Genomic DNA, 24,728 nt, shown 5'->3' with positions numbered 1-24,728 from the left:
TGTCGGTGCTGTCGGTCGGCGAACGCCGTAGGACATTGTTGGGGGTCAGACGTTGGGCAAGGCGTATCGGAAGCGCAGTCCTCGGCCCACGAGTTGGAATCTTTGCTGACCACGCCGGCTGAAGGGGTTGGGCAGGACTTCTAGGCGTCGCAGGCTGGTGTCCAGGGCGTTGCTGATGACGATGAGTCGCCACCGGTCTTCGTGTGTGTGGCGTTGCGCCTCTCGCACTTGGCTCTCGCCTAGTTCGAATTCTCCGAGTTCGCCTTGGGTTGTCTTCACTTCGAAGTACAGATCTTTAGCCGCTGGGATGCGGAAGTCGAAGCCGAGCCCGTCGTCGCCTGGCACGCCAGGAAAGACGTGGCGCCGGTAGGTGGAGACCCAGCATTCGGGGGAGGCTGTCGGGTAGCGATGCTGCAACCATTGGTATGCGAGCCACTCGCCGATGAATCCGACCGCCTGCCGCTGATCGTCGGACATCGCGTTCGCCGACGGCGTCCGCCCACCGCCGGTGTATCCAGCACCTGAGGTTGACGATCGGGGGTTGCGTGCTGGGAGCGTCGGGGTTGCGAACCGAGTACTTCTGCCGGGGAAGGGATCTTGATCGCCGACCTTGGCGCGTAGGGCTTCACATAGATATTCGAAGTCGTTTCCGCCGACGTCGATGTCCTGATCGTCGAGTTGGATGACTCGGCGTTGTCTGGCGCGCTCGAGTCGGGCTTGGCCTGCCGCTGCGGCGTTGACGTCTTCGGGCCGGACTCCTAGGGCGTCTGTGTCCAGGCTGGGCGGCATGTCGGCTGGCCAGTGGCCCAGAACCGTGAGCCAGTTGATCAGCAGGGAATCGTCGAGGCAGCGGAAGTCCAGCGCGGCGGCGCGGTCGAGTTCGTCGACGGCCGCAGCGGTCGTCTCGGGTTGGTCGCGGTGGACCCACCAAGTCGGTACTGCTCGATCGTAGGTCTGTGCCCAAGCCCGGACGGTTGCGGTCGCGACGGGCAGCCGAGCGACGATGAAGGTGCGGTTGGCTTGCTGTACGGATTCCAGGGCAGGTAGGTGCGCATCAGCATGATCGCTGGTGCCGTGACGGGCGAGCCACGTCTCGACCTGCGTACGCATGAGTTCTTCCGACGGCAGCCGGTAAAGCATGAGCCAGGCTTCGTCAGACTCGAGGCCCGCGAGGGCACGTAGTTCGCGCCAGTCTGATTGCGGTCGACCTTCGTCGAAGTCCGCGAGGCGGGCGGTCCGCAGCCGGTCGATGATCTCGCGGCGTTGTTGGGCCACGAAGTACTTGAAGGCGTCGCCGTGCTGCTCGCGGGGCAGGTCGGGTGCGTATGCCGGTGAGAGCGCATGCAGCACGTGGTTGAACTGGGCGAAGTCGATTCCTAGCCGGTCGCGCAAGCTGTAGACGGTTTGAGCGTCGATTGCTTCGCGTAGCAGTGTGTCGGCCGTGAGCCCGTCGCCCAGGGGCAGCCTGCGGAGCGCGGTGGCGAGCATGTGTTCGTCGGAGATCATTGAGTTGCCCGGATCCAGACCGGCGGCTGCGTCAGGTCCGCACAGGTGCACGACGATCGGGTATAGACGATGAAGAATGGTCGTTATCTGGCGGTTGACTCGGCGGCGGGTGTCGCCGACCTGCTCGGCCGTGATGCCGAAGACCGTCGCTAGTTCGTCGTTGTCGGGGCCGTCTGCGAAGTCGGCGCCGAGTTCGTCGAGCTCCATGATCGATAGGCGTAGCGCTTCGACGAGTTGTGGCCGCCCGATGAGCTCGCAGATCGCACCGGCGGCTCTTCTCAGCTCAGCTGCATCGAGGTTTGTTGTTTGCTGGCGCAGCACCAAGGTCGGCCACGTAGGGTCAGGAATTGCGAATGCGTCATGCATGCGGTCGGGGATCGTGAACTCGTTCCGGTCGACGGTAACGGTGATCTCGGTTGCGTTCACGACACGGAGGCGCCGGAGCCGATCAATGGTTCCCCGGAAACCTGTTTCGGCCAGGCGCAGAAATGTTGTGCGGTATTCGATCGCCAGGCCGATCAGGGTGGGCAGCCAGGGCAACAGGTCGTCGACCAGCGCAGGGCTTGCCGATGCCGGGGTATATGTGTGGCCGTCCAGAATGACGCTGGCGGCCGCGGCGGCGACAGCGCGGACCTCAAGCGCCGTGTCTTCGGCAAGCAGGCGCGCGGCGGTGTCGGAGTGTTCGCGAAGCGGCAGCAGGCTGAGCCCTAGCTCGCGGGCGATGCGGTAACTCGACGCTGCGGCGTTGTCGGTCACGTAGACCGATCCAGGTTCGTCGACGGGCACGACGGTGAGCCGCTCACGTTGTTCGACCACCAGATACCGCGGTGTGGGAGCGGCAGGTAGACCCGCATTGCTGGAGCCCGTCAGACGTGCCCAGGCCGCCTGATAGCTGCGGCGGAACGTCCCGGATTCCAGGTCGGGCACGAGCGTGTCGGCGAGCAGCTGCCCGTGATGCCAGATCAGGCGGCCAGCATGATCCGGATCGGACCATACGCCGATTCCGGCGTGCCTCAGCCGTTGCAGCGTCTGCTTCGAACCGAAGATCAGACGCCGCAGCGGCATGGAGACCAAGGGAGCGAACCGGCGTGCGTTGTCGTCGTCCTCGTCATTGGTCATCCACGCGTCGGCCGGCTGGACGAACTGGCCGCCGGAGTGCCCGGGTGCGCGCGTTTCCAGCCATGCCGCGCGCACCAGGAAGGCCGCCGCCAGCGTCGGGACCGTCTTGACATCCGGATCACCGGACCGGTCACGGTGGAACGAGGTCCGAAGGCACTCATCGGACCACTTGTCCAGACCGAGAACTAACAGTTCGGCGTAGGCGCTTTTCGCCTTGCTCGACAAGTGTTCATGGTCGTCCTGGCCCGGCAGCCCGTAGCCCGGCGTCGCCGCGACATACGGTGTCTGCGGGTACCTTGCCGGCCGCTCCAGCCGATCGAAGTGAGCTCGCCACAGCTGCTGTGCTTCCTCGGTCAATCCCATGAACGCGGCCAAGGGGCGGTGGGTCAATTCCGCGCCGTACAGACTTTTGCCCGTAGACGGCATCGCCACGGGATCGAGCCAGTCCCGCACACCCGCGCGACGCAGGAACGCCACCCAATCGCTTATGTCGTCGTCGGCCGAGGTGACGTCGGCCGGACGGGCGAGCAGCCGTGCCTGCATCCGCGTCAGATCATCGCTGACACCGGTCGCTTCGCGGATAAGCGTCTCGATCTGGCCTCCGGCGGTCCGCGGCCACGCGCTGGAGAACAACGCCTGTCCGGCAGGTAGCCAGCCACCGCCGAGAATCGGCACCTTCAGCCCGACTTCCTCCAACGACAACTGGCTGCCGGGCCGGGCGAGGTGCACCCGGAAAGCGAAGCCAAGTGCGGCCAGGGCCAGCTCATCATCCGTGTCACGGCGCAGGGCGTCGCGGACGTGATCAAGCAGACTGCGTGCGTCAAAGCGGCGCACCAGCCGATGGCGTTCTAGCCATCGCCGTGCGCGTGTCTGCTGGGCGGGCCGCGAGTTTGTGGTCCACCGCAGCCCGGGATGCAGGTAGAACATGCGGTCGACGAGCTCTGCCGGAATACGCAGATCGGCGTCGGCTGCGATGTCGTCCTCGCCCTCGACCCGACCGCGCACGGCGGGAAAGAACGCGCTGGAGACACGGGGCCGGCGGCGGCTCGAATCGGGCGCAACGTTGCACCGGCGAAGCCGGTTGGACTCGTCGAGGAGGACACGTCTTCCCTGCAGCGCGTCTGGATCACGATCGAACATCGTGGCCAGTTCGTCGTAGGCCAGGTCCCAGCCGGACAGGTCGTCGCCGACGGGCATCACCCGCAGCATTTGCTCCACCCACACCGCCAGCTGGTCGGCCTTCGGCGCAAGCGACAAGTTGAGCGCTGCGACGAGTTTGTCCAGGCGCTTGACCCGCCGGTCTTGCAGGTCGTCGTCGAGCAGCGGTACACCGATCAGCGGCAGCGCGGCGCTGCGGCTGAGCACCTGCCACGTGCCCGCAGGCCATCGTCGTGCTTGCACAGGGCTCGCCCACGCCGCCCCGGACGCCGTCTGGACGGGCAGCTTCAGGCGCGTCGCGAGAGGCTGCGAGAACAGCCGCTGGCATGCGTCCTCAAGAGCCTGCAGATGGTCGGTCGACCAGCACGCGAGGTCGACGGCGGCAGCTCGCGCGCCGGGCAGGTCACAATGGGTGAGCGCGTCGATGGTCAGAAGACAGGTCTCGGCGGCCACGTCGATGAACAGTCGGTTGAGGTGTTCGTCCTCCGATAAGTCCGTTCGATTGAGGAACGTGCGGAACGGTGCGTTCATGTGGCCGGCGAACGGTGACCTGGCCCTCCTGCCCAGTGGCAAGAACGCGTATGTCCGGAAGTCGGTCGCCTCGTGTTCCAACGGCACGGCAACCGAGACCACCGCAGGCTTGCTCCACTCCCGCCAGGTCGGTTCAAGTTCTTCATCCCCGACGCCAGCCTCGATCGCTGCTGCGAGACGCTCAACCGGAACAGTCCGGTTCGCCACAAGGAACCGGCCACGATCCCCTAGATCAATGATTTCGGTGGAGATGGTTTGGTCGGAGGCTGCCGTGACGGGAGTCGCCAGCCGAGTCAGTTCACGGCGGACGGTCTCACCGTCACGATCACGATGCTCGAAAACCAGCCGGCGCAGCTGAGGCAGGAACAACAAGACAGGCACATCACTATCTCGCAGTTCGGTGAGAGCCTGCCAGGCCTGACTACGGGCCGTCGCGCTTCGCAACGCCAGCCTGACTACAGTCACATGGCCGTCCGCAGCAAGCTCGGCGGCGGTCGGCGGCACGTGGACACGCGGAACCGTCAAAGCAAACCGCGGCAGCTCCGTCCACACCAGTTTCGCCACGTCAGCGTCAAGACCAAGCAGCGTCTCCAGGTCAGAGGGCTCCGCCGGGCCGAAGCAGAAGCCATCCAGCCGCCCGCCGAACGGCCGGGAGGGGTCGGCACTGTACACCTCAGGCCGTTCCGAAACCTGCAGCACGCTTTTGAAACCGACGCCCTTGTGCCCGATCGACTCCCCTGGCGCCTTGTCACTCATACCCAAGCGCCGGATCGCCAGATAGTTGCTCGAGACGAACGGCGCCCCAGCGTTCGCTACATACAGCGTGCCGAACTCACCTTCACCATCGTCGAGCACAATAGACATCTGACCGTCTACAGCGTCGTCAGGATGCGCGTCGTATCCGTTCTGAATCAGCTCAAGGAGAAACCGGCCGCCGTAGTCGTGTACAGCGTGTCGCGTCATGCTCGCCAGTTCCTCGGCCGCATTCCACCGATCACGCACCTGGAGGTGAGCACCGATCACGTCACGTGTTGGCCGAAGGACCTGCTCCGCGAAGCCTGACACGATCGTTCCCATCTCGTTCTCCAACGGCGCATCGCCACGCCCCACAGTGGAGCCGCGCAGCGTCCAGCCTTCAGGCGGCCCGGACCAACCTCACCGTAGACAGTTGTCCATCCCACGGGAAACAGCTGAACGAACGCTAGCGATGTCCAACTCGTGGTGAAAGATCGTGCGGGAAGCTGATGATGTGCTCCGGGTTGCTTGGATTCGTCGTAGTTGACTCTTGCCACAAGCTGCGGTTCAGTGCAGCAGACCCGCCCTCGCGGGCCTACCACTCGCAAGCCGTGTACCCAACCTCCCGGGACGGAACAGTTAGCGGCCATGCCCTCTGAGCCGGGGACCCCAGACGCCGTTAGGTTGCGCGTTGTCGGATCCAGCGACGCCGGGCGTCGGTGGCACCACCTCGACCTCGGCAAAGGTCTCGACGATCTCCACAGCCGAGGTCGCTCGGATCCACCACCATAGAGCGCCCATGCCGTAGTCATGGCAGACGAGGAACAGTCCTTCCTCACAAGCCGGTACGGTCTCACCAGATCCACATTCGGCGGACCGGCATCTCGGTCGCAGGGTCGGGTACGTGCAGGTGGGCGGCCTCCGGGCCAACGCGTGCGTTGTCGTCCAGCGGAATCGCGAAACGATGCTCGCCGAAGTCGAGGGCGAGCAGCCGATCCGGGGACAGCTCGAACCCGTCGACCGTCTTGCCGATGTAGTAGCGCATGACTGTGGGCGAGTCTCCGTCGGGGAACCGCCAACCGCGGCACCCATACAGTCCGAAGGGAGCGCTCAACGCACGCAGGACCGGCCCGTCGAAGTGCAATTCGACATAGTCCCGGACAAAACAGACGGCACTGACCTCGAGTCCTACCAGCAGCGCGAGCCCATCCCGCTGATGATCAGTCACGGCGTCATCCTGCCAGAACTCGCCCCTGCCACGGAGCCGTCGAACCAGGTCGCCCGGCGCCTTATGTGCTGGGCAGCCCCGCGCATGCCCGTTAACCTCGGCGGTTATGGCAGCGTTCGACCCCAGAAGGACCACGGACACGATCTGGCGCTTCTGCTGATGATCAATACCTTCGTGACGCTGTTCTGGCGCTCCCATCTCCTTGACCAGACCACCGCCCAGTTGGCTGAAGCCGGCTACCAGGTCACTCGCCTGGACGCCTCCGGCTGGGCAACTGAGGGCGACCTGCACCGCGAGATCGCCCAGGCGCTCGACTTTCCGGACTATTACAGATGTAACCTCGACGCGCTCAACGACTGTATGCGCGACGTCGTCGACGGCCAATACGGCTGGGCTGCCGCCGAGACCGCCGGCCTGGTTCTCGTCTTCACCGGCTACGACCAGTTCACCCGCCACTGCCCGCGCGCGGCGCAGATCGTGCTCGACATCATGGCCGACCAGGCCAGAAGTGCACTGCTGTTCGGCCGGCGCGTGATGTGCCTGTTGCAGTCCGACGACCCGCAGATTCGATTCGAGCCCGTCGGCGCTACGCCGGTGATGTGGAACGACGCCGAATGGCTCGACGCAAGGCGGCAGCCATGACGGCAAGTCGCGGTCGGCTCGACCACGTGGTCGACGCGGCTCGCAACCAGTTCGGCCCGCAGGCCGACGTCGAACAGATCCTCGGCTACCTGCGATCCGAAGGACTGGCGATCATCGACGCGATCAAGACCGTGATGCAGCTTCGCGGCGACGACCACGATGCCGCGGTCGCGCTGGCTCGGTTCGAACGCCACCACGACTTGGAGATCATCTGCGATCGGCGCACGCGGTGGCTTGAGGTCGATGGGGAGCTTGTGGTTGACGTTTTGCCTCCGCGACCTACTCGGGCACCGTTCGCCCGCCGGCCACCGTCGTCCATAGCCAGCTGAGCGGGCCAAGGCTGCGAGGCTGTCCGAAGGTGCGCCGCTGCCCCTACCCCCCACCGACATTTGTGAGGAAGCTTCACGCGACTGGATCCCACGGGCTCGTTCTGACTTGGGCGACGCGGGGCTCATTGCAGATTTGTTCGAGTTGCCTAAGCTTCACGTGTGCAGGCCAAAGAAACTCCCAGTGCTCAGGGGAGCCACGCCCAGCGCATGCCGCAGCCGGAGGTGGTTGCCCGTGCGCTGGACGCTGTTCGTGGTCCGTATGTGGCGATCCTGCTGTATGGAAGTCAAGCGCGTCGATCGGAACGAGAAGACAGCGACATCGATGTACTCCAGGTCGTTACAGCAGTCCCAGGTAAATACTCGGTCGGCGACGTCAACGTGACTGCCTATAGCGTCGAGACTCTGCGTGAGATGGCCTCGCAAGGCAGTCTGTTCATGCTGCATTTGCAGACCGACGGGTACATGATCGCCGACCCGGAGGGCGTGCTGACACAAATCCTTTCTGAGTATCGCCGGCCCGCGACGTTCGATGCGGCCATCTCGGAACTGGCTGCGGCTGCTCGAGCGCTGACTGTCGACGACGCCGCTGAGCACTGGGACGCCCTTCGAAAGCTCGGAATCTATGTTGCTCGTACCGCCTGCTATGCGGTCGTTGCCAATGACGGCGAACCCGAGTTCGATCCCGACCTAGTTGCCGAGCGTCTCGGGGTGTCGTCTGTAACGCGTGCGCTGCGGATGCGACTTGCGCCTCCGCAGGCCGACGACCTGGAAGTTCTATTCAATGCGGTTCGCGACGTCGTCGGTGACATTCCCCGCGCGGAGACCACACTGGACTCTCTGGCGGTATCGCTGCTGAGCAGCTCGCCGTACGCGGCCACGCTGATGGTCCAGGCATTGATCGGACCCGTCGAGGGGTTCGAGTACACGGCGTTGGCGACGCCTCCGATATGACCCAACCGATCATGATCGTTGGCGATATCCATGGCCAGTACGATCAGGCGGCGCAGCTCCTGGACTCGCCCGAGTCGCAGGGGCGCCACCTTTACTTCGTCGGCGACCTCATCGATCGCGGGTCGCAAAGCGCACATGTGCTCGATCTTGCCTGCCAGCTCATCGAGAGCTGGCCGGACGGCGCGACGATCGTCCGCGGCAACCACGAGCAGGCGTTGCTGGACTTCCTTGACACCGGAAATCCGAGCACTTTTCTGAAGAACGGTGGACTCGCGACGGTCGCCAGCTACTACCGATCCGTGCCAGCGCACGTTTTGAAGGATTTTCGCAGTAGGTTCCCTGAGAATCACCGCGAGCTGCTGGTGCGCAGCGAGCTGTACTTCGAGACCAGCGAGTTGCTGATCAGCCATATGGGCTTCGACCCGCGTCGACCGACCGCGAGGGACCTTGAGACCATGGTTCTGCGTCCACACCCTGAACTCTTCGACGATCCAACAGTCGCGCGGAAGCTGACGGTCTGTGGGCATTATGCGCAGCGTTCTCGTCGTCCGTTTGAAGATGGTCTGCTGGTTTGCGTCGACACTGGATGCGGGACGTATCCTGGTGGGCCGTTGTCGGCATACCTGATTCCAGAGCGAAAATTCGTGACCATTCCGGCCCAAGGCGGTGAGTAGTGGAGTCCTCCAAGCTACGCGAACTTCGCAAGGCACATAGAGAGGGCAGGGAGATCATCTCCGTGCACTACGCATGCGAAAGTCTTGCGGACGCACAAGACCATCCACCAGCCATTGCCTGCATTGCCGTCGCCAATCTCAAGAACGGCACGCGGCAGGCGTTCTCGCTCGCTGACCTTCCAGCGGACACCGCCATACAGGAGCGCGAGGAAGCCCTGTTCGAACGGTTCTACGAGCACCTGGTCGAACATCGCGACTCATTGATCGTACACTGGAACATGAACAGCTCGACCTACGGATTCTCCGCGCTAGCCAACCGTTACCGATACATCACGGCGAAAGAACCAAAGCACACTCCCGCAGAGCACCTGCTGTATGACCTTGACGACATCGTCGGGGAAGCCTACGGCGAGAACTACGTCATCCATCCAAAGTTCTACAACCTCGCAACTCTCAACGAGCTTGGTCTGTTCTCATACCTCTCGGGCAAGGATGAAGCAGCCAAGTACAAGGCCGGGGACTTCGGCGCGATCGCATCGTCAGTTTCCACGAAGGCAAGGGCGATCCTCGACATCCTCAACGCCCTGGTGGCTGGCACCTTGCGGACGCAACGCAGCGCTGGAACGACTGACTTCGCTGGGGAGAAGATCGACGCCGTGAAGGTCTTGCTCACGGTAGGCGAGCGCCTGCGGTACGTCGAACGTGAACTTAGTAGACGCCATGGCGGCCGTCCGACGTTGACGATCAGCGACGAATACGACTACCAAGACCTCCTGCGGACGGTCTTCGCGCTCTTCTTCGACGACGTGCGCGACGAAGCTTGGACGCCGCCTTATGCCGGCGGTGCGGCGCGAATTGACTTCCTCATCCCCGCGCTCGAACTGGCAATCGAGATCAAACGCAGCCGAGCCAGCATGACGGCCAGGGACCTCGGCGACGAACTCATCGTCGACCGCGATCGCTACAAAGCAGAGAATCGGGCGAAGCACCTTGTCTGCCTCGTCTTCGACTACGACGGCCGGCTTCAGGGGCCCCGAGGGATCGAGGCGGACCTCACCCGCAGCTCCACGACTGAAGGGCTAGCTGTCACGGTCAGGATCTTCGACCGCTAACTGCGGCCCCTGGTTCGCACAGGGAACTGCATTGCCAGCTGGGCTGGCGTCAATCGCTGCGCATTGTCACGCCCCAGGGTGAGGTTGCGCAGTTACTCGTGGTCGGTGGGCGTGATGAGCAGGGCGTTGAGTGTGCCGGCGAGGGTGTGGTGCACGACCTCCAGCCATAGCTAAGGTGCGGGATCCGAAAGCGACCAAGGTAGATGGAAGCCCCAGCCGTGCCAGCCCAGCCCGACGCGATGTGTCGGTCGAATTCGGATCGGCCGCTGATCGCGATCATGCGCGCGAGTACTCCGGTCGATTCGAGGTAGGCGACCGCGGCGTGGGCGGCGCGGCGGCGAGGATTGCCATGGGTTGACCTGCACCGCTTTCAAGCGACTGTCGATAATGGATTCAGTAGCTTCCCGACATGTGATGGCTACACTCCTGAGGACTCCACCAGTCTCGGGGCGTTTCACTGTGAGCCTCTTTGTCAAGCGGTGGCGTGTTGTTGCAGGTGGCGGTAGAGCTGTCGGGCGAGGTAGTCCCCGGACCGTCCGCGCATGGTCCGGTCACACGCAGCTCATGTGATTTCCCGCTAGGAGTGTTTCGCGAAGTAGGGAGCTGCCGCCAAAGCTGTCCGGTGTGGTGTCGGTGGATACGACGATCAACCCGAATCCGGCCGTCGAGCCATGATGCGTGATCCGTTCGACAATCGGAACGATGTCCGGCGCGGTTCGAAAGAGTTGATCGGCGTCGTCAATGGTGATCAGAATAGCCTTGTTTGTTGAAGTGGGATCGGTCTGTTTGCCATGGCTCAGATTTTCGGTGAGGCGTTGATTCAACGTCTGCAGTAGGCGCCGGACCGCGTCAGGTCCTTCGGCCTGGAACGAAGCCACCTTCCAGGTGTCACGATCGGTGTCGGACCAGGTGGGAGCCATGGGGCTTATGAGGAACCGCTGGGAGTGCATCGCGTTGATCAGGATGCGGTTGAGTGCGTTGGTCCGGCCGCTTCCGGGCGGGCCGGTAATTACGCCGTGCCGGACGCCAACGCCGGGTTCGTGCAGGCGCCAGGTGCTCGCCGATCCGTAGGGGCCTACACCGATCTGGATCCGCCCACTCATGGGTTCGTAGCGAGGACCCGGAAAGTCTGCTATGTCGGGCCAGGGCTTTCCGCTGGGGCTCGCGGTGCCGCTGGTGGACGGTTCGACAGAAGTATGGTTGGCATGACGCGTCCTGCGGGGTGGAGCGTAAAGCTGGCGCTGCCGTGCAACAGCGTCCGACGTGGTGTTGCGGATCGTGATGTCTGTGAGCGTCTCCGGATGCTCAGGTCCGAAAAGGGCCGTATCGATCTGGATGGCCTCGTCGAAGGCTGCGTAGGCCGCGTCGGCGTCGCCCAGGAACATGGCGGCCTGGCCGAGGTGTACCAAGATGACGGCGAGTCCCGCCTGCTCAGCCTCTCCAGCTTGGCGAACCACCGAGGCCGCTGCCGCCAGGTCAATCTCGGCGTCCTGCCAGTGATGACGCCCAACGTTGAGCCGGCCGCGAACAGCCAGGTACTTGGCATACTCGAGGCTGTCAACACCAAAGGTTGATCGGGCAAGTTCCTCAGCCTCGGTGAGCAGACGGACCGCGAGCTCGAAATCGAGGGCGCCGATGGCGCCGTCGGCACTGTCGATCAACGCGGTAACCGTCTGCCAGCCGATGCGTTTGCTTGGCACGGCCCGTCGAATGTCAAGCACGGCAAGGTCGTGGCGAAGCGAGGTGAGGCTGTCACCTCGGTCCCGGGCGAGAACTGACGCCCTCGTGTGCAGGTCGGCGAGCAGCCGAGGCGAGGCGGTGGTGGTCGATGCCGCTTGCAAGGCGGCCGCGTTGACTTCGGCGGCTTCCTCGGTACGTCCAAGCAAGCGGAGCAACGAGGCACGGATGTGCCCGATTGACGCTTGGACGTCCGGTGGCTCTTCGGCGAGATCGACGAGGTATGGTGTCAGCCCCTCAAGTATCTCCAGGGCGAGATCCCGACGAGTGGCGTGTGCGGCTATCGCTCCGAGGTCCAGCAGAGCCATGAGAATGACTTCGCCGGCTTCGTCGCGTGTCTGGGGGAGCTGTTCCGCGAGCCGGAAAAGCGTTTGGAGAAGTTCGATCGCTTCGTTGATTCGGCCAGCCCGTAGCAGTACCGCGGCTGCTACGCGATGGTGCCGAATAGGGGCGATTATAGGAATCAAGCGCTGAGTGTTGAGATGCTCCGTGAGGGCCAGTGTGCGCAGCGCAAACTCGGCCGCGCGGTCGGCAGTGTCAAGTGCAGGGATGCTGCCGCGGGAGTAGAGATATTGGCACACCACGATCGAAGCACCTATCACGCCGTATCCGGAATGGCCGTGGTCCAGCGCGAGAAGTGTGAGGGCAGCGATGTGGTCGATGTCAGGGTCGACGGCTACCGTGACGTCGTCTTGGTCTGCCAGCCCCAGCGACTCGGCATAAAGACCGAGTCCAATCTCGATCCACGGGACGGGATCGGGCTCGTGCTGGCGAATCACCGTTGCGATCAGTGGGTGCAGCAGCAGCCCGTGGCTGCGACGCTGCACCAACGACTGTCGGACGAGCGTGTCTACGGCATCCTCACGAGTGGCATCGTCAGACAGCGCGGCAGCGATGGCCGGGGCGCGAGCGGACTGAGGGATCACGATATGTGCGTCCGGTAGCGGTTGTCGAGTTACGGCGGCCTTCAGACGGGCCCATCGGGAGATCGTGGGCCGCCAGACGTAGGGAGTCTTTACATAGAGGTATCCGTGGAGACGACCGAAGTGCTCCACATCAAACGGCTCGGCACTCACATGGGCTAGCAGGATGAGTAGGTCGCAGGCAGTTGGATGCTGCTCTCGTAGTAGCCGCACATTCAGGTCGATGGTCGCTACCAGGCCCTTTGAGTGCCCAGCGGCGATTCCGCGCTGTAGGGCTACTGCCGGTTGCGCAGCAAGACGGGTCAGGAAGTCCGAGATCGAGCGGTTCGACGCGAGGCAGTAGTTGACGGCTTGCGTCACCGCCAACGGATGGTGTCCGAGTGCGGTGCCCAACGACCGGCGGTCGTCGTCGGACGACTCTGGGAGTGCTGCTTGGATGAACGTGGATGACTCAGTCGTAGTCCATACTGGCAGTTCGATCGATGCAAAGCCTTGATCGAGATGCCGTACGGTGCTGGTGATCACCACCCGACACAGCCCGTGGCGAGGAATCAGCCCGGCTAGCGCGCCAGGGTCGGTGACGCCGTCAATGACCAGTAGCGTCGCCGAGTTTTGTGGCAGGCGGACTGTGACCGGCGCCCCTAGGTCTTGGAGGTCGGTCTGAGCCACGGATACAGCGTTACGCGGCTGCAGCTTGGCGAGGGCACGCTGCAAGGCGACTCGGGAGGTGCCGCTGATGAACACCGCCTGCAGCTTGCCAGCATTTAGCGCAGCGAACTGGGTAGCCAGGCTTGTTTTGCCGGCACCGGGCATGCCATGGACGACTACAGGCGGGACCTCGTGCGGGTCACCCGGTTTGAGGAGTTCCGCGAGCGTCCGCAGCTCGGCGTTGCGCCCAACAAAGTGGGGATCAGACTGCCATCCTGCTTCATCGAGAACCTCTGTGTGCTGCGTTGAAAGTCGGTCGTGGACGCGTAGGAGAAGATCAACGATATCTGCTCGGCTTACGTACTCGTGCCGGATACGGAGCTCGTCGCGTATCGAGGCGGCCTGCGCGAGGGTTGCGGTGTGTGCTGCCCGTTCCGTGGTGCGAGCCGCGGTGTCGGTCGCTGCGTCACGCAGTCGGGCTCGTAGCTCGTCGAAGCATTCCTGCGCCGTACGGTCGGGATGGGTTCGCATTGGTCGCAGGAGATCTGCGGTGCGCCGGACCGCAACATCTCCGATCTCTTTGCGGCGGGGCAGCGGCTCCTCTGGGAGGTGGAGCACGTCGAGAAACTCGCGAGCATCGGTTTCGGAGATCTTTAGGTGCCGCGCGAGCTGACGGACCAGGTCGGGGGACGGCTTCTCGCCCTTCGCGCACGTTCGCCACAAGGCGTAAGTGTGGTCGGCGAAGCCCGCGCTGGACCAGAACGCCACAGTCGCCTGCTTGTCGTACATCAGCCATTTGGAGTGCAAGTCCATTAGCACCCGATCTTTGGCGAGGGCCGACCACGACCATGCCGCGGCGCCGCTGCGGTTCGCCTCACGGTGCTTGATTGACACAAGCTCCAAGCCACCGTCCAACCTCACCAAGATCAGATCAGTGGCCCGCTCGACGATCACGCCATCAAGGTCGTCTGCGCCTAGGTGGCCGAGGAGGACCAGCGCTGCGCAGTCGTCCTGATATTGAAAGTTGGCGCGAACCTGCGGTGCCGGATTTCCATGGTCCACGGGTAGCCGGGCTAGATCCTCCTGTCGGTGCATACTCTCAGCAACCCCTCAACTACGATTTCGACCCATCGAGACGGACTGTAGATGATGGCGCGTCAGTTTTCGAGGCCTCAGAGGGTTATGCAGCCGATGAGCATCGATTGACTCGTGTGAGTTGGGCTGCGCACCGTTAAGGGTGCTGGTCGGCACCGAGGGGGCGTGTTCGGCGCTGGGCTGGCGTTTCTGTACCGGGTGCCTGTCGTGGCTGTTAGAGGGCTATGCAATCGATGGTCATGAGATTCGGTAGATCTCCAGCTTCGTGATCGTGTCGAGGAAGGCGTCGAAGCGGTCGAGCAGGCCGCGGTAGCCGGTTGCGAGCAGGCGCCAGTTCTGCAGGTGGGCGATGACGCGTTCGACGCTGGCACGGCGTGAGGCGATCATTCGGTTGTGGTCGCGGGCCGATTGGGTGAGGGTCTGGTCGGCTGGTCTGCGGTCGGGCACCTGCAGACCGCTGCCGGTCATGGGATGCCGGCGGTACAACGCCCGGAGCTGCGGCCGCTCGGACATCTTGCATTCCGCAGCGATCGAGTCATGGGCGAATCTCGGACCGGGCGAGTGGGTGAGGTTGTCCGGTCATCGCCGATAGCGCGGCGGCGACCTCGGCTAGCTGGCCCTTGATGTAGGTGGTGGTGGCAGGTCCGGTGGAATCGGTGTGGCCGGCGTACGCGCGGGCGATGCCGTATCCGAAGTGGCGTTCGACCCACGTCAAAGTGGTGTGCCGCAGCCAGTGAGTGGACACTCCAAGCATTGCCACCCACGGCAACTGGTCGCCGATGCGTTTCCACAGGTGGTCGTAGCGGCGGCTGGTCAACGCGCGTCCGTCGCGGTAGCGAAGCAGCGTGTCGGCGGGCAGGATGGCGCCGCGGGCGCGGGCATGTTCGGCCAGCCGCCCGGCGAGGTCGACGGTAACCGGCTGCCAGCGCTGCGTACCGCCCTTCTCCGTCAGACGCACCTGCCCGTAGTGGACATCGAGGTCGGCCAGGCGGAGCCCGAGGGCGCCACCGCGGCGGCACGCGGTCTCGGTGTGCAGACGCAGGATCAGCGCGTCCAGGACGACGTCGTTGCCCCCGCCGCGGACAACCTCGTTAACCTGCACGAGTTCATCGGCGGTCAGCGCCCGGCGAGTGTTGGGCAGCCGACGCGGCTTGGCCACCTGATGTGCGGGGCTGGCGCCGACTTCGATAAGCCCGTCGGCGATCGCCCTGTTGTAGAAGGCGCGGGCGGCGGCGATCACGTGCTCACCGGCGTGCCGGCCACTACGGCTGTTGCTTCGGAACCGCACCGAACCCGCCGCCTCGTGCTTCAGCCCTTCAATGTCGGTTGCGGTGACCTCATCCAACCGCCGGTCCGCCCACACCACGCTCATTCGTGCCCAGTAGCTGCCATACGTACGCCGCGCGGCGGGGCCGGCGGCCGCAGCGACCTGCGGCAGGTACTCGCCAACGGTGGGCATCGGGTTGCGGGCACGCAGGTCGTCTCGCAGGTCGGTGATGGTCACGCCGAGGCCTGCGAGCATGCGCCACGCGGCCTCGACGCGGTCAGGTCGGGTGGCCATCACGGCTCCTCACGATCTGACCATGGCGGCGCGCCAACTGCCGGGCGATCACCCCGATCGAATGGACCACAAGAACACCGGCGTCGGGAAGGGCGGCCACCAGCACCTGCGAACCGGAAGGGAACGCGCACATTCGCCGGGCAGCGACCGGTAGCACCAGCAGCCCGCCGGTACCCAGTGCTCGGCCGCGGTGGTCGGTCGCAGCTACCACGATGCAGCGGCGCTCGACGGTGAAGGCGATGCGCTCACCGGGTGTCCAGCCAAGGGCCGGCAGCAGGGTCCGAACGCTGATCTGGCCGGACGGGTTGAGACGCGCGATCACGAGTACCGCCACATCCGCTCCATCGACAGTCACCGGCGGCAGGTCGCCGACCGGAGCCGGTTCGGGTCGCGGGCGCGGCAGAGCCATCGGGATCAGCGCGCTGATCGGCAGCTCGGGCGGGCAGTCAGGTGGTGGCACGCGCTTCATGGTCGCCACCAGCCTGGAGGCTGGGCGAGGCGATTTTCGAGCGGGTGACATTCGTTGGGGGTACGGCGGCGCGCATCCCGGTGGCCCCGCGAATCTAGGCCGTGACCAGCCGATACCTTGCTGGAGTCGACGACTAAATTTCGTGGATCGTGGTGTCCGAGGGGGGATGAACCCCCACAACCGGGATGCACGCCCCGATAGGCGTGTTAATGTGGTGCAGTCTATCGCTTGACCTGCAACGCTTTCAAGCAACTGTCGATAGTGGATCCGGGACGCTGATACACAGCTATTGCCTCTTCCCCGGGGCATGCAGCCTTCGCGCCGTGGAGGTGGCTGCTGCCTAAGCCCGACCGAGAGCGGCGCCCTCACTGCTTGGGCGTCCTCGCGCGTAGATACGCCGCAACGAGTTCGCGGTTGCTGCTCACCCCAAGGAGCGCACGGAGTTCGGCGACACGCCGATTGGCTGTGCGCAGAGACATCCACTCGGCGGCGGCCGCAGCAGCGATGGTCTGACCGTCTGCCAGCCGTTCAAGCAACGCGACGTGATCCGGGCTCAGGCGCTCAGCCCAGTCTGTATCTGGTCGGACGGCGCGACCTGCTCGGCGAGGGCGACCGGGAACCGTCGGTTCATGCTCTTGGACGCTCGGGTCCTCATCGCCGTCGCCGGCTGACGGTGGGCTGGACGGATATGGGCGTGCGGCAAGTGCCCATACAAGGCGCCGCATGAAGGAGGTCGGCTGGGCGACTGGGGCACCGCCGGTGTCGGCGAGGGCATGAAGAAGGCGTAGAGCCAGGTCAGTGCGAGGCATCGCTAGCCTTCTCGCTGCCGGACCGTGTCCGTTGCACTCCGAACGGACTGGCTGGCTCTGCCTTAAGTTCCTCGGTCGAGCGGGTCATTGGCTCGACGACCTGGAAAATCTTGGCGACCAGAAGGGGCGCGGCCAGACCGGCAACGAACGCTGGGCCCACGTCGCAGATCTGGCCGGCAGCTACGCCCGCGGCGGCGAGCCCGCAGCCGGCCAAGGCTCGCAACAGGAACGCCAGACCGTCAGCAGCCAGATCTGCACCTGTTCGCCATGGCAACCTGGCCCCAGCGTTGCCAGCCCGAATTCGGCCGAGGTGCAGGAAAGCCTCGGCAACGACCGCGCCGACAAGCGCCCACCCTGCCGCCGTAGCAACGTTCATGGCAGCACAGTAGGACCTGAACGCAAAGGCGAACGTCGATAGCCGTTGGCAAACGGCTCCGATCCCCGGAAACATTGCCGATGTGTCGACTCGCTCGGCCCCTACAGCAGCCCAGGACAATGACTCCCCGCGCGTCGCACGAAGCGCCGTGGACACGCGGCGGCCAACGGCTTCCGATCGCCCACTTCCCCGGGGATCGGCTCAAGCGTGTCACCGCCGGCTTCCCCATCGACTTCTCCTCGGGCGGCGCCGGGGCCGGACCATGATGCTCCGACATCCTCGCCGCCCTCGACAACTCCAAATGCCGGTGACTGCGCCCGCCGGCACGTGACCCGCATCCGGCGCGAGTTCGCCCTAGGGGCAGCCCCAGCCCAGTCTCGGACTACCAACGGTTCTGCGCCGAGTTGCGGAGAGACCCGTATCAGCCTGCGGCTGGAAAATAGGGCGCCGCCACCAGCGCATGGCCGGAGGACGACCAAACGCTCGCCGGCACCTGTCAGGCCGAGCGATCCGGGATGAGCAGGCCGGGCAGGACACGATCGATCTCCTCCTCCCACTCCGTAAGCACCTTGGGCCGATGCCCGGTGTAGCTGGCCAGCAAGGCCAGCGCGCTGTAGAAGGACGCGATCGCGAGCCGTACGAGCTTGTCCACCCCCTCCATCGTGATGATGCGTACGCCCTCGCGGTCGAAACGCAGGCCGAATGTGGCCGCAAAGCCCTGCGGGTGCCCCAGCACCGACATCAAATTGTACAGTGCGCCGCCGTTTACGCCTGTGTCGTGGGCTTGTGCCCACGACGCGGTGATGGCCGTCCAGCTTGGGTAGCCGTGTCCTTCGATGCTCCACCGGCTGGGGTCGTCGGTGAGGATCACGTCGGAAAAACGGGCCGCCGTTTCCATCTTCATCTGCCGTAAGGCAGCCTTGGCCTCGGCCTTCTGCTGGGTCAGCTCCGGGTTGGCCGGCATGTCCTTAGCGGCTTCCCGGGCGTAGTGCATGCTGACCAGTTCGAACAGCATGGCCCGCGCGCACCGGCCGCGGTGGTCGACGGCGAGGTCTGGGTCGAGGAGCCAGTATCCGCGGGCGCCGTACTCGACGACCGAGCGAACGAGCGTGGACGCCGGGTCGCCGGTCTCACCGGCACCGATTGCCAGCCCAAGTACGCCGCAGTAGTCGGCTTACTGGCGCAGAAGCTTTGCCGCGGCCGCGAACGGCTGTCGGTTGAGATTCATTGGCCACAGAGCCCCATCCGGGCCCTTCATGATCATCATGAAGTCTTCCCCCGCGGCCGACGGGTTCTCGGTGGACGGCTTGTACAAGCCCAGGTCCTCCATGGCCAGAAGGGTCGAGCGGCAGGACCGCAGCAGCGCGGAGAGCTCGTCAAGACGCTCCTGATAATCCAACTTAGTAGACTTAGTCACCTTGGACACAGTACGGGCCGTCACGCAAGATCGCCACTGGGTTTTTCGTCCGGAATGCCGGACGACTCTCGCAGACTGGCCGATCCCGACGAGATCGAGGCCGCGTACGCGCCCCACTCGGCAGGTCGCGTACGCGAGGGGCGCGAAGGCTTGGTGCGCACTGGGGTCTACTGACGGAAGAGATGCGCCGACAGCTCGGTCGACAGGTCGGCCACGCCCCAGGGATGCTCGCACCCATGCTCGCCACAACCGGCACAGAACCAGCCACCGCTTGTGGTCCCTCGCCGCCGCTTGTTCCAGGCGCAACGGCAGTGCCCGCCTTAAACCGCGGCGACAACGCGCTCGCAGGCTCGGGTGTCCTCTTTGCCGCGATCTTGACGGTGGCAGAGAAGCTCAGCTACACCCGGAAACTCCTCAGCACATCAGGGTGCCATTCTTGATCTTTGAAGGCACAGTTGGCACAAGCATTCTTGGCATTGTGCCGATTGTGCCATCTACAATCATGAACATGACACCCAAGCCGCTATCCGAGTGGGCCGATCAGCAAGGCATCCCCCGGCGCACCGCCTACAACTGGGCCAACCAGGGCAAGCTCCCGGTTCCGTTCCGGCGCACCCTGACCGGCCGAATCGTGGTCCTCGACGACGACGAGTCCACCATCGACGCCCACCCGTTCGTCGCCGCGTACGCCGAGATGCTCGGCGGCCCAGGTCGACACGCGATCGACAACCGGGCCGACTGGCTGCACCACTCGCCGATCCTGGAGGCCTGGGGCGTCAGCCTCTACGATGCCGTCGTCGCCGACTTGCGACCCCTCGTTCTGCAGCTGGCGATCCCCGCCGCAGTCAGCCGAACCAAAGCCGACGTGCCGGCCCGACTGTCGGACTGGCTCAACCGAATCGAGCTGACCGCCTGGCTGCACGACACCGGCTTCGCCGACGTCGCCGCCCTCGTCGCGCAGCTGCCTGAGATCACCGGCCCAGACGACTTCTTCGACGCCTGGCTCACCCTGCCCCGCCAATTCGACCGACACGGACAGGTCATGGAACTGACCACTGCCACCGCGAAAGCCCGCGGCGCGGACTGGGAAGCCGGCGCCGGCGCTGCCGCGGGCCTGGCCGAGATGGGCGTCGGCGCGTTGGAGAGCATCCCGATCGCCGGCCGCCGAGAGTCGCTGCGCTTCGCCCTGGCCTCCCTCGCCCACCCCGACGGCGACGTCAACGGCCGCCACGCCCTACCTCTACCCGATCAGTCCGAACTGTGGGGCCTACGCGGTGTCTACGGCGACGCCGCCTGGCCGATCGGACGCCCCGAGGCATACCGCACCGCCGTGACCGCCTGCCACCTCGCCGGCTGGGACCCCGACGCCGCACCCCCGCCCGACAGCCACCGCCTCTACGAAATCGGCTACCCCGCCACCCAGCGCGCCGCCCGCGTCGCGATCGCCCCCTACGTCCACCGCGCGTTGCTCCGCGAAATCGACGCTTTCCGTCGCATCGCCCTGGGTCTCCCCTTCATCCCCGACCACCCGTAGCCACGGCCAGCCCACCCCGCCCTCCGATGCACTGCCACGGATGCATAGTTCACGAGGCGGACGCCGATGGGCCGGCGACGACTCAGCTGACCGGCTTGCAACTCCGTCCCTGATAGACACAGCAGCCAGTTGCCGGCAGGTCATCGTGTTTGTGTGGACCAACCTGGCCAACGCGAGCCGGTCGCCGCGCGGCGAAGGGCAGCGACGGTGGCGGATCTGTCCTATGGTGACAGTGCGGCTACCGAGGGGAGGCGGGCGTGGGCCAGCCGGGTGGGCAGATCGCGGTGAGTCCGGGCGCGTTGCTGACGCATGCGAACCGGATCGAGGCAGTCGGCGGGGAGCTGGGCACGGCGAAGGCGGCCGGTGACAGCGTGCGGGTGGGTGTCGACGCCTACGGGAAGCTGTGCACGTTCGTACCCGCGCTGCTGGATACGTTGCAGGACACGCTGATCGACGCGATCGACGCCGGCGCGCAGTCGTTGCATGACACCGGTGAGCGGCTGCGGACCGTCGCCCAGTCCTACACCGGCTCCGATCAGGCCAGTGCCGCCGCGACCGGCGTGCTGCAAGGCCAGCTGTGACGATCAATCCGCTCGTCGCCGGGCGGATCGACGGCCCGAAGGACGCGTGGGCCGGGGTGTGGCTGGCCGAGGACATCGAGCTGATCAAGCAGGGCATCGACAATCACTCGTGGGTCGACGGCACCCTCGGCGTCGTCGGCGCCGGCCTGGACGCCCTCGCCCTCGTCTCCGACCCGGTCGGTGTTCTGCTCCAGTACGGCATCTCGTGGATCATCGAGCACGTCAAACCGCTGACCGAGGCCCTCGATTGGCTGGCCGGCGACCCGGGCCAGATCGCCGGGCACGCCCAGACCTGGCGCAACGTCGCCAAGAGCCTGCACGAGTCGGCCACCCATCTCGCCGACGGCGCCACCGACGTGACCGGCTGGCAGGGGTCGGCGGCAGACGCGTACAAGGCCTGGACCAAGCAGCAGCAGGACGCGATCGAAGGCCTGGCCAAAGGCGCCGAGACCATGGCGTCGATCACCGAAGGCGCGGGCTACCTCATCGCCGCGGTGCGCATCCTCGTCCGCGACGCGATCGCCACCTGCGTCTCCCGCCTCATCGTCTACGCCGCCGAAGAGCTGGCCTCGTTCGGCATCGGCACTCCCCTGGTCGTCGAGCAGGTCACCACCCTGATCGCCTCCTGGGCGGCGAAGATCGCCCGCTGGCTCAAAGCGCTCATCGGCAGCCTGCGGAAACTGATGCCGATCGTGCGCCGGCTCGGCGAGATCATCGAGGACCTGAAGAAGATCCTCAACAAGCTACGCGGCCGCAAACCCGAAGAGCCGCCGAAACCTAAGGAACCGCCGAAGAAGATCGCCGGGCCGAAGGAGTTCGATCCGCACGAACTCGACGGCCTGACCCCCGACGAAGTCCGGGCGAAGATACCCGACGACTGGAACCACGACCCGTCGGCTCGCGGCGGTGGCGAGGTGTTCCGCGACCCGGTCAACAAGGGCCGCCAAGTTAGAATCATGCCCGGCTATCCGCCCGGTTCCCGACCCGACCCCGTCACCTGGGGCCCCTACGCGGTCGTGTCCCAGAACGGCCAGCCGCCCGTCAAGATCCCCCTAGCCGGAAACCCGACGCTGCCATGACCAGTCCAGACACCGTGACGTGGCTTGTCCAGGAGATCACCGACCTCCTGGACGTCTCCCCCGTCGGCCTCTACGAGTTCCTCGACCAGCTCAACGCGCCGGACCAGACGCTGAGCATCGACGAACGCCGACAGGTCGTCCGGCAGGCCCTCGACCGGATCCTCGCCGACGACCCGCAGGCGGCCCTCGTCGAGCTGAAATGGCCGGACTCCGCGCCCCTGCGGCACGTCGACGCCGCCGAACTGCCCGCCGACGCCTGGAATCCACCCGGCGACAGCGGCACCTTCATCGCCGTCGACCGCATCGACTAGTGTCCGGTCGCTGAGGTGAGCGACGACGGTCAGTGAGAGTGGCCTTGGGAGGGCATATGTATTTTGTTTTCCGCCGAGACGATGGCTATGTGGATGTGGTCAACGCCGCAGATCGGAACACGTACGAACGACGCGTCGCGGCTCCAAGAAGGTTCGATCTGCTCCTGGAAACCGCTGAGTGGAACGAAGCACGAGCCAAGGTCGAGTCTGTTCGGTGGGGAACGCCGGAGCCGCAGTTGGCACGGTCTGCCGGTTGATGGTGTCCTAATCTTGCTGAGCTGTAGGGGTTTTGGCGGGGTTCGGTAGCGTCCTCGGGGCGGCGTACGGCGGGGCGTAGGTGCAAGCAGCCGTAGGCTCAAATCCGACCAAGTCTTCTGTTGGGCGTTCTCTCGATGGGAACGTGGGGTCTCGGCTCCGGTAGGCGCCGAGACCCCATGCCTGTATTCAGATCACGTCGTGCTGCAGGTGAGTGTCGGGGCGTTGTTGGTACTGCCGGAGATCTTGCCGATGAATCCGAATGTTGTGCTGGTTCCGGCGGCCAGGTTGCCGTTGTAGCTTTCGTTCTTCGCGGTGGTGACCGTGCCGTTGGTGGTCACGATGGCGTTCCAGGCGCTGTTGACTTGCTGGCCGTTGGCCCAGGTCATGGTGACCGTCCAGCGGGTGATCGCAGCCGTACCTGCGGTGATCCTTACTTCGGCTTGGAACTCGCCGGGCCAGCCACCTTGCAGGGTGTAGGTCGCGGTGCAGCCGGTGGGTGTCGCTGTGGGTGAGGCGGACGGGGACGTCGATGGGGTCGGCGATGCCGACGGTGAGGCGGAGGCCGACGGGCTCACCCACGGTGAGGGGCTTGTCGAGGGAAGCTGGTTGGTGAAGGTGAGGTTGGCGGAGGCGACCAGCGGGAGTTGTCGGGAGGAGGAGCCGGCGCTGACGAGGTATCCGCCGCTGACGTTGATCCATCGATGGTTGGTGGTGTCCCACATGCCGAAGGGGTGGTCTGGGGAGGCAGCGTCGATTGTGGTTGAGACCTGGGTCTGGGCGCCGGCGGCGAGGGTGATCCGGTTGAAGCAGACGAGGCGCTTGGACTCCCCTGCGCTGGTGGGCAGGTTGAGGTAGACCTGTGGGACTTCGCTGCCTGCGCGGATGCCGGTGTTGGTGACGGTGAAGGTTGCGGTGATCTTGGTGGTGGCGTCAGTGCCGGTGGTGGTGAGTGACAGGTTGGAGTAGCTGAAGGTGGTGTAGGACAGGCCGTAGCCGAACTCGAACTGTGGGGCGATGTTGTGGCTGTCGTACCACTTGTAGCCGACGGAGAGGCCCTCGCTGTAGTTGACCTGGCGGATGCCGCTGGTGATCAGGCGTGAGCGCCAAGCGGGGTCCGGTCCTCCGTTCAGCACCAGTCGCCTGGTCCCTCGTTCGAGATGTTCGCCTGGTTCGGTTCCGAGCCCGTGTCGATCGCCCTGATGAAGTCCGGCGTACGCGGTGAGGTGTCGGCCGCGCTGCTGCGCGTACTGCGGGATCCGGTGCAGTTCCCGAAGACGCTGGCCGACATCAGCCGCTACGGTCTGGCCCGGTTGAACTCGAACACGCAACGCGTCGAGGTCCAGCCCTTCGTACGCCTGACCCTGCGCGACATCCTCTCCCCGGAGGCCCGGGAGCGGGCGCGGCAGAACGTGCACGAGATCCTGATGGCCGCCGACCCCGGCTGGCCGGACGACTTGACGTATTTGGGCATGCACCGGGAGCTGGCCCCGCACGTGCTGCCGTCGGAGCTGATCAGCTCCCGCAAGGAGGCCGCCCAGCAGACGGTCGTCAACCAGATCCGCTACCGCTACCTCGTCGGGGACCACGAGAACGCCGCCCGGCTGGCCGAGGAGGCCGTCACCACCTGGAAGCAGCCCGGGTTCCTCGGGCCCGATCACGCGTACGTGCTGCAGGCGACCCGGGAGTGGGCGAACGCGCTGCGGGCGATCGGCCGCTACCGCGAGGCCCGCGACCTGACCGCCGACGCCATGGAACGCCTGCACGGCCGTGCCGAGTTCGGCGAGCACCATCCGCACACTCTCGCCCAGGCCATGGGGTACGCGGCGGATCTGCGCATCGTCGGGCGGTACCGGGAGGCGCTGGAGGTCGACAACGACAACCACCGCCGGCATGTGCTCGTCTACGGCGAGGAGCACGGCCGGACCGCGACGAGCCGGCACAACGT

At 65.2% G+C, this 24,728-nt stretch carries 19 protein-coding genes and 1 pseudogene; 10 read left to right on the top strand and 10 right to left on the bottom strand.

All coding sequences use genetic code 11. The annotated features are described in order from the left end of the window. Positions 1-45: 45 nt before the first annotated feature. Positions 46-5,403: a sacsin N-terminal ATP-binding-like domain-containing protein gene (locus G401_RS0127370; protein ID WP_027344980.1), complete on the bottom strand. Its 5,358-nt coding sequence runs from the start codon at positions 5,401-5,403 to the stop codon at positions 46-48. Between the two features lie 499 nt (positions 5,404-5,902). Beyond that, a complete protein-coding gene (locus G401_RS57255) occupies positions 5,903-6,277 on the bottom strand; it encodes a hypothetical protein (RefSeq protein ID WP_157546397.1) in 375 nt (124 codons plus the stop codon). Between G401_RS57255 and G401_RS0127360 the strand changes: the two genes are divergently transcribed. The 5 genes from G401_RS0127360 to G401_RS55060 all read left to right on the top strand — a co-directional run bounded on the left by G401_RS0127360 (position 6,266) and on the right by G401_RS55060 (position 9,985). Beyond that, a complete protein-coding gene (locus tag G401_RS0127360) occupies positions 6,266-6,919 on the top strand; it encodes a barstar family protein (RefSeq protein ID WP_407636949.1) in 654 nt (217 codons plus the stop codon). The genes G401_RS57255 and G401_RS0127360 overlap by 12 nt on opposite strands. Then, complete coding sequence (locus tag G401_RS0127355) at positions 6,892-7,248, top strand: hypothetical protein (protein WP_157546394.1); 357 nt, start codon at positions 6,892-6,894, stop codon at positions 7,246-7,248. The genes G401_RS0127360 and G401_RS0127355 overlap by 28 nt, the downstream gene beginning before the upstream one ends. 159 nt (positions 7,249-7,407) lie before the next feature. Then, positions 7,408-8,199 carry a nucleotidyltransferase domain-containing protein gene (locus G401_RS0127350; protein ID WP_157546391.1) on the top strand — a complete coding sequence of 264 codons (792 nt, stop codon included), beginning with the start codon at positions 7,408-7,410 and terminating at the stop codon, positions 8,197-8,199. Next, positions 8,196-8,873: a metallophosphoesterase family protein gene (locus G401_RS53415; protein ID WP_051367231.1), complete on the top strand. Its 678-nt coding sequence runs from the start codon at positions 8,196-8,198 to the stop codon at positions 8,871-8,873. The genes G401_RS0127350 and G401_RS53415 overlap by 4 nt, the downstream gene beginning before the upstream one ends. Continuing rightward, a complete protein-coding gene (locus tag G401_RS55060; RefSeq protein WP_051367230.1) occupies positions 8,873-9,985 on the top strand; it encodes a PD-(D/E)XK nuclease domain-containing protein in 1,113 nt (370 codons plus the stop codon). Before G401_RS53415 ends, G401_RS55060 begins: the two co-directional genes overlap by 1 nt. 551 nt (positions 9,986-10,536) lie before the next feature. On the opposite strand, the gene G401_RS0127335 is transcribed toward G401_RS55060, so the two are convergent. From G401_RS0127335 to G401_RS55050, 7 genes are all read right to left on the bottom strand, one after another. Continuing rightward, positions 10,537-14,355, bottom strand: a complete 3,819-nt coding sequence (locus tag G401_RS0127335) for a tetratricopeptide repeat protein (protein WP_169734256.1) — start codon at positions 14,353-14,355, stop codon at positions 10,537-10,539. A gap of 270 nt (positions 14,356-14,625) precedes the next feature. Further along, the gene (locus G401_RS0127330; protein WP_027344974.1) at positions 14,626-14,901 is read right to left on the bottom strand and encodes a transposase family protein; all 276 of its coding nucleotides are present in this window, start codon (positions 14,899-14,901) and stop codon (positions 14,626-14,628) included. A 22-nt stretch (positions 14,902-14,923) separates the two neighbouring features. After that, a complete protein-coding gene (locus tag G401_RS0127325; RefSeq protein ID WP_027344973.1) occupies positions 14,924-15,949 on the bottom strand; it encodes a tyrosine-type recombinase/integrase in 1,026 nt (341 codons plus the stop codon). Beyond that, positions 15,933-16,427: a hypothetical protein gene (locus tag G401_RS0127320; protein ID WP_027344972.1), complete on the bottom strand. Its 495-nt coding sequence runs from the start codon at positions 16,425-16,427 to the stop codon at positions 15,933-15,935. Before G401_RS0127320 ends, G401_RS0127325 begins: the two co-directional genes overlap by 17 nt. Positions 16,428-17,213: 786 nt before the next feature. Continuing rightward, positions 17,214-17,603 (bottom strand): hypothetical protein, encoded by a 390-nt coding sequence (locus G401_RS56190; protein WP_157546388.1) that lies wholly within the window; start codon positions 17,601-17,603, stop codon positions 17,214-17,216. Between the two features lie 496 nt (positions 17,604-18,099). After that, a complete protein-coding gene (locus G401_RS55055) occupies positions 18,100-18,618 on the bottom strand; it encodes a hypothetical protein (RefSeq protein WP_051367229.1) in 519 nt (172 codons plus the stop codon). Positions 18,619-18,777: 159 nt separating this feature from the next. After that, entirely contained in the window at positions 18,778-19,002 is a 225-nt protein-coding gene (locus G401_RS55050) for a hypothetical protein (RefSeq protein WP_157546385.1), read from the bottom strand. A gap of 526 nt (positions 19,003-19,528) precedes the next feature. On the opposite strand from G401_RS55050, the gene G401_RS53395 reads away from it, so the two are divergent. The 4 genes from G401_RS53395 (at position 19,529) to G401_RS0127295 (ending at position 22,525) form a co-directional block, all read left to right on the top strand. Beyond that, positions 19,529-20,554 carry a hypothetical protein gene (locus G401_RS53395; protein WP_027344971.1) on the top strand — a complete coding sequence of 342 codons (1,026 nt, stop codon included), beginning with the start codon at positions 19,529-19,531 and terminating at the stop codon, positions 20,552-20,554. Positions 20,555-20,811: 257 nt separating this feature from the next. Beyond that, on the top strand, positions 20,812-21,135 hold the full coding sequence (locus G401_RS48810) for a type VII secretion target (protein WP_051367227.1): 324 nt from the start codon (positions 20,812-20,814) through the stop codon (positions 21,133-21,135). Then, the gene (locus G401_RS48805; RefSeq protein WP_051367226.1) at positions 21,132-22,214 is read left to right on the top strand and encodes a WXG100 family type VII secretion target; all 1,083 of its coding nucleotides are present in this window, start codon (positions 21,132-21,134) and stop codon (positions 22,212-22,214) included. Before G401_RS48810 ends, G401_RS48805 begins: the two co-directional genes overlap by 4 nt. After that, a complete protein-coding gene (locus G401_RS0127295; RefSeq protein WP_157546382.1) occupies positions 22,211-22,525 on the top strand; it encodes a hypothetical protein in 315 nt (104 codons plus the stop codon). Before G401_RS48805 ends, G401_RS0127295 begins: the two co-directional genes overlap by 4 nt. Positions 22,526-22,974: 449 nt before the next feature. On the opposite strand, the gene G401_RS57250 is transcribed toward G401_RS0127295, so the two are convergent. Beyond that, positions 22,975-23,916 (bottom strand): cellulose binding domain-containing protein, encoded by a 942-nt coding sequence (locus tag G401_RS57250; RefSeq protein ID WP_027344969.1) that lies wholly within the window; start codon positions 23,914-23,916, stop codon positions 22,975-22,977. Positions 23,917-23,940: 24 nt separating this feature from the next. Between G401_RS57250 and G401_RS56860 the strand changes: the two are divergent. Next, positions 23,941-24,728: pseudogene (locus tag G401_RS56860) on the top strand (hypothetical protein); the annotation flags it as partial.

Origin of the sequence: Hamadaea tsunoensis DSM 44101 (assembly GCF_000428945.1) — a bacterium.
Classification (GTDB): domain Bacteria; phylum Actinomycetota; class Actinomycetes; order Mycobacteriales; family Micromonosporaceae; genus Hamadaea; species Hamadaea tsunoensis.
This window is presented reverse-complemented; position numbering and strand designations above follow the sequence as displayed.

Excerpts from the sequence above, each read along its gene's own strand:
- G401_RS0127355 (WP_157546394.1), top strand. The coding sequence starts at position 6,892 with ATGGCTCGACGCAAGGCGGCAGCCATGACGGCAAGTCGCGGTCGGCTC.
- G401_RS0127295 (WP_157546382.1), top strand. The coding sequence starts at position 22,211 with ATGACCAGTCCAGACACCGTGACGTGGCTTGTCCAGGAGATCACCGAC.
- G401_RS0127360 (WP_407636949.1), top strand. The coding sequence starts at position 6,266 with ATGATCAGTCACGGCGTCATCCTGCCAGAACTCGCCCCTGCCACGGAG.
- G401_RS55055 (WP_051367229.1), bottom strand. The coding sequence starts at position 18,618 with ATGCTGTTCGAACTGGTCAGCATGCACTACGCCCGGGAAGCCGCTAAG.
- G401_RS56190 (WP_157546388.1), bottom strand. The coding sequence starts at position 17,603 with ATGAACGTTGCTACGGCGGCAGGGTGGGCGCTTGTCGGCGCGGTCGTT.
- G401_RS0127330 (WP_027344974.1), bottom strand. The coding sequence starts at position 14,901 with ATGTCCGAGCGGCCGCAGCTCCGGGCGTTGTACCGCCGGCATCCCATG.
- G401_RS0127325 (WP_027344973.1), bottom strand. The coding sequence starts at position 15,949 with ATGGCCACCCGACCTGACCGCGTCGAGGCCGCGTGGCGCATGCTCGCA.
- G401_RS53395 (WP_027344971.1), top strand. The coding sequence starts at position 19,529 with ATGACACCCAAGCCGCTATCCGAGTGGGCCGATCAGCAAGGCATCCCC.
- G401_RS53415 (WP_051367231.1), top strand. The coding sequence starts at position 8,196 with ATGACCCAACCGATCATGATCGTTGGCGATATCCATGGCCAGTACGAT.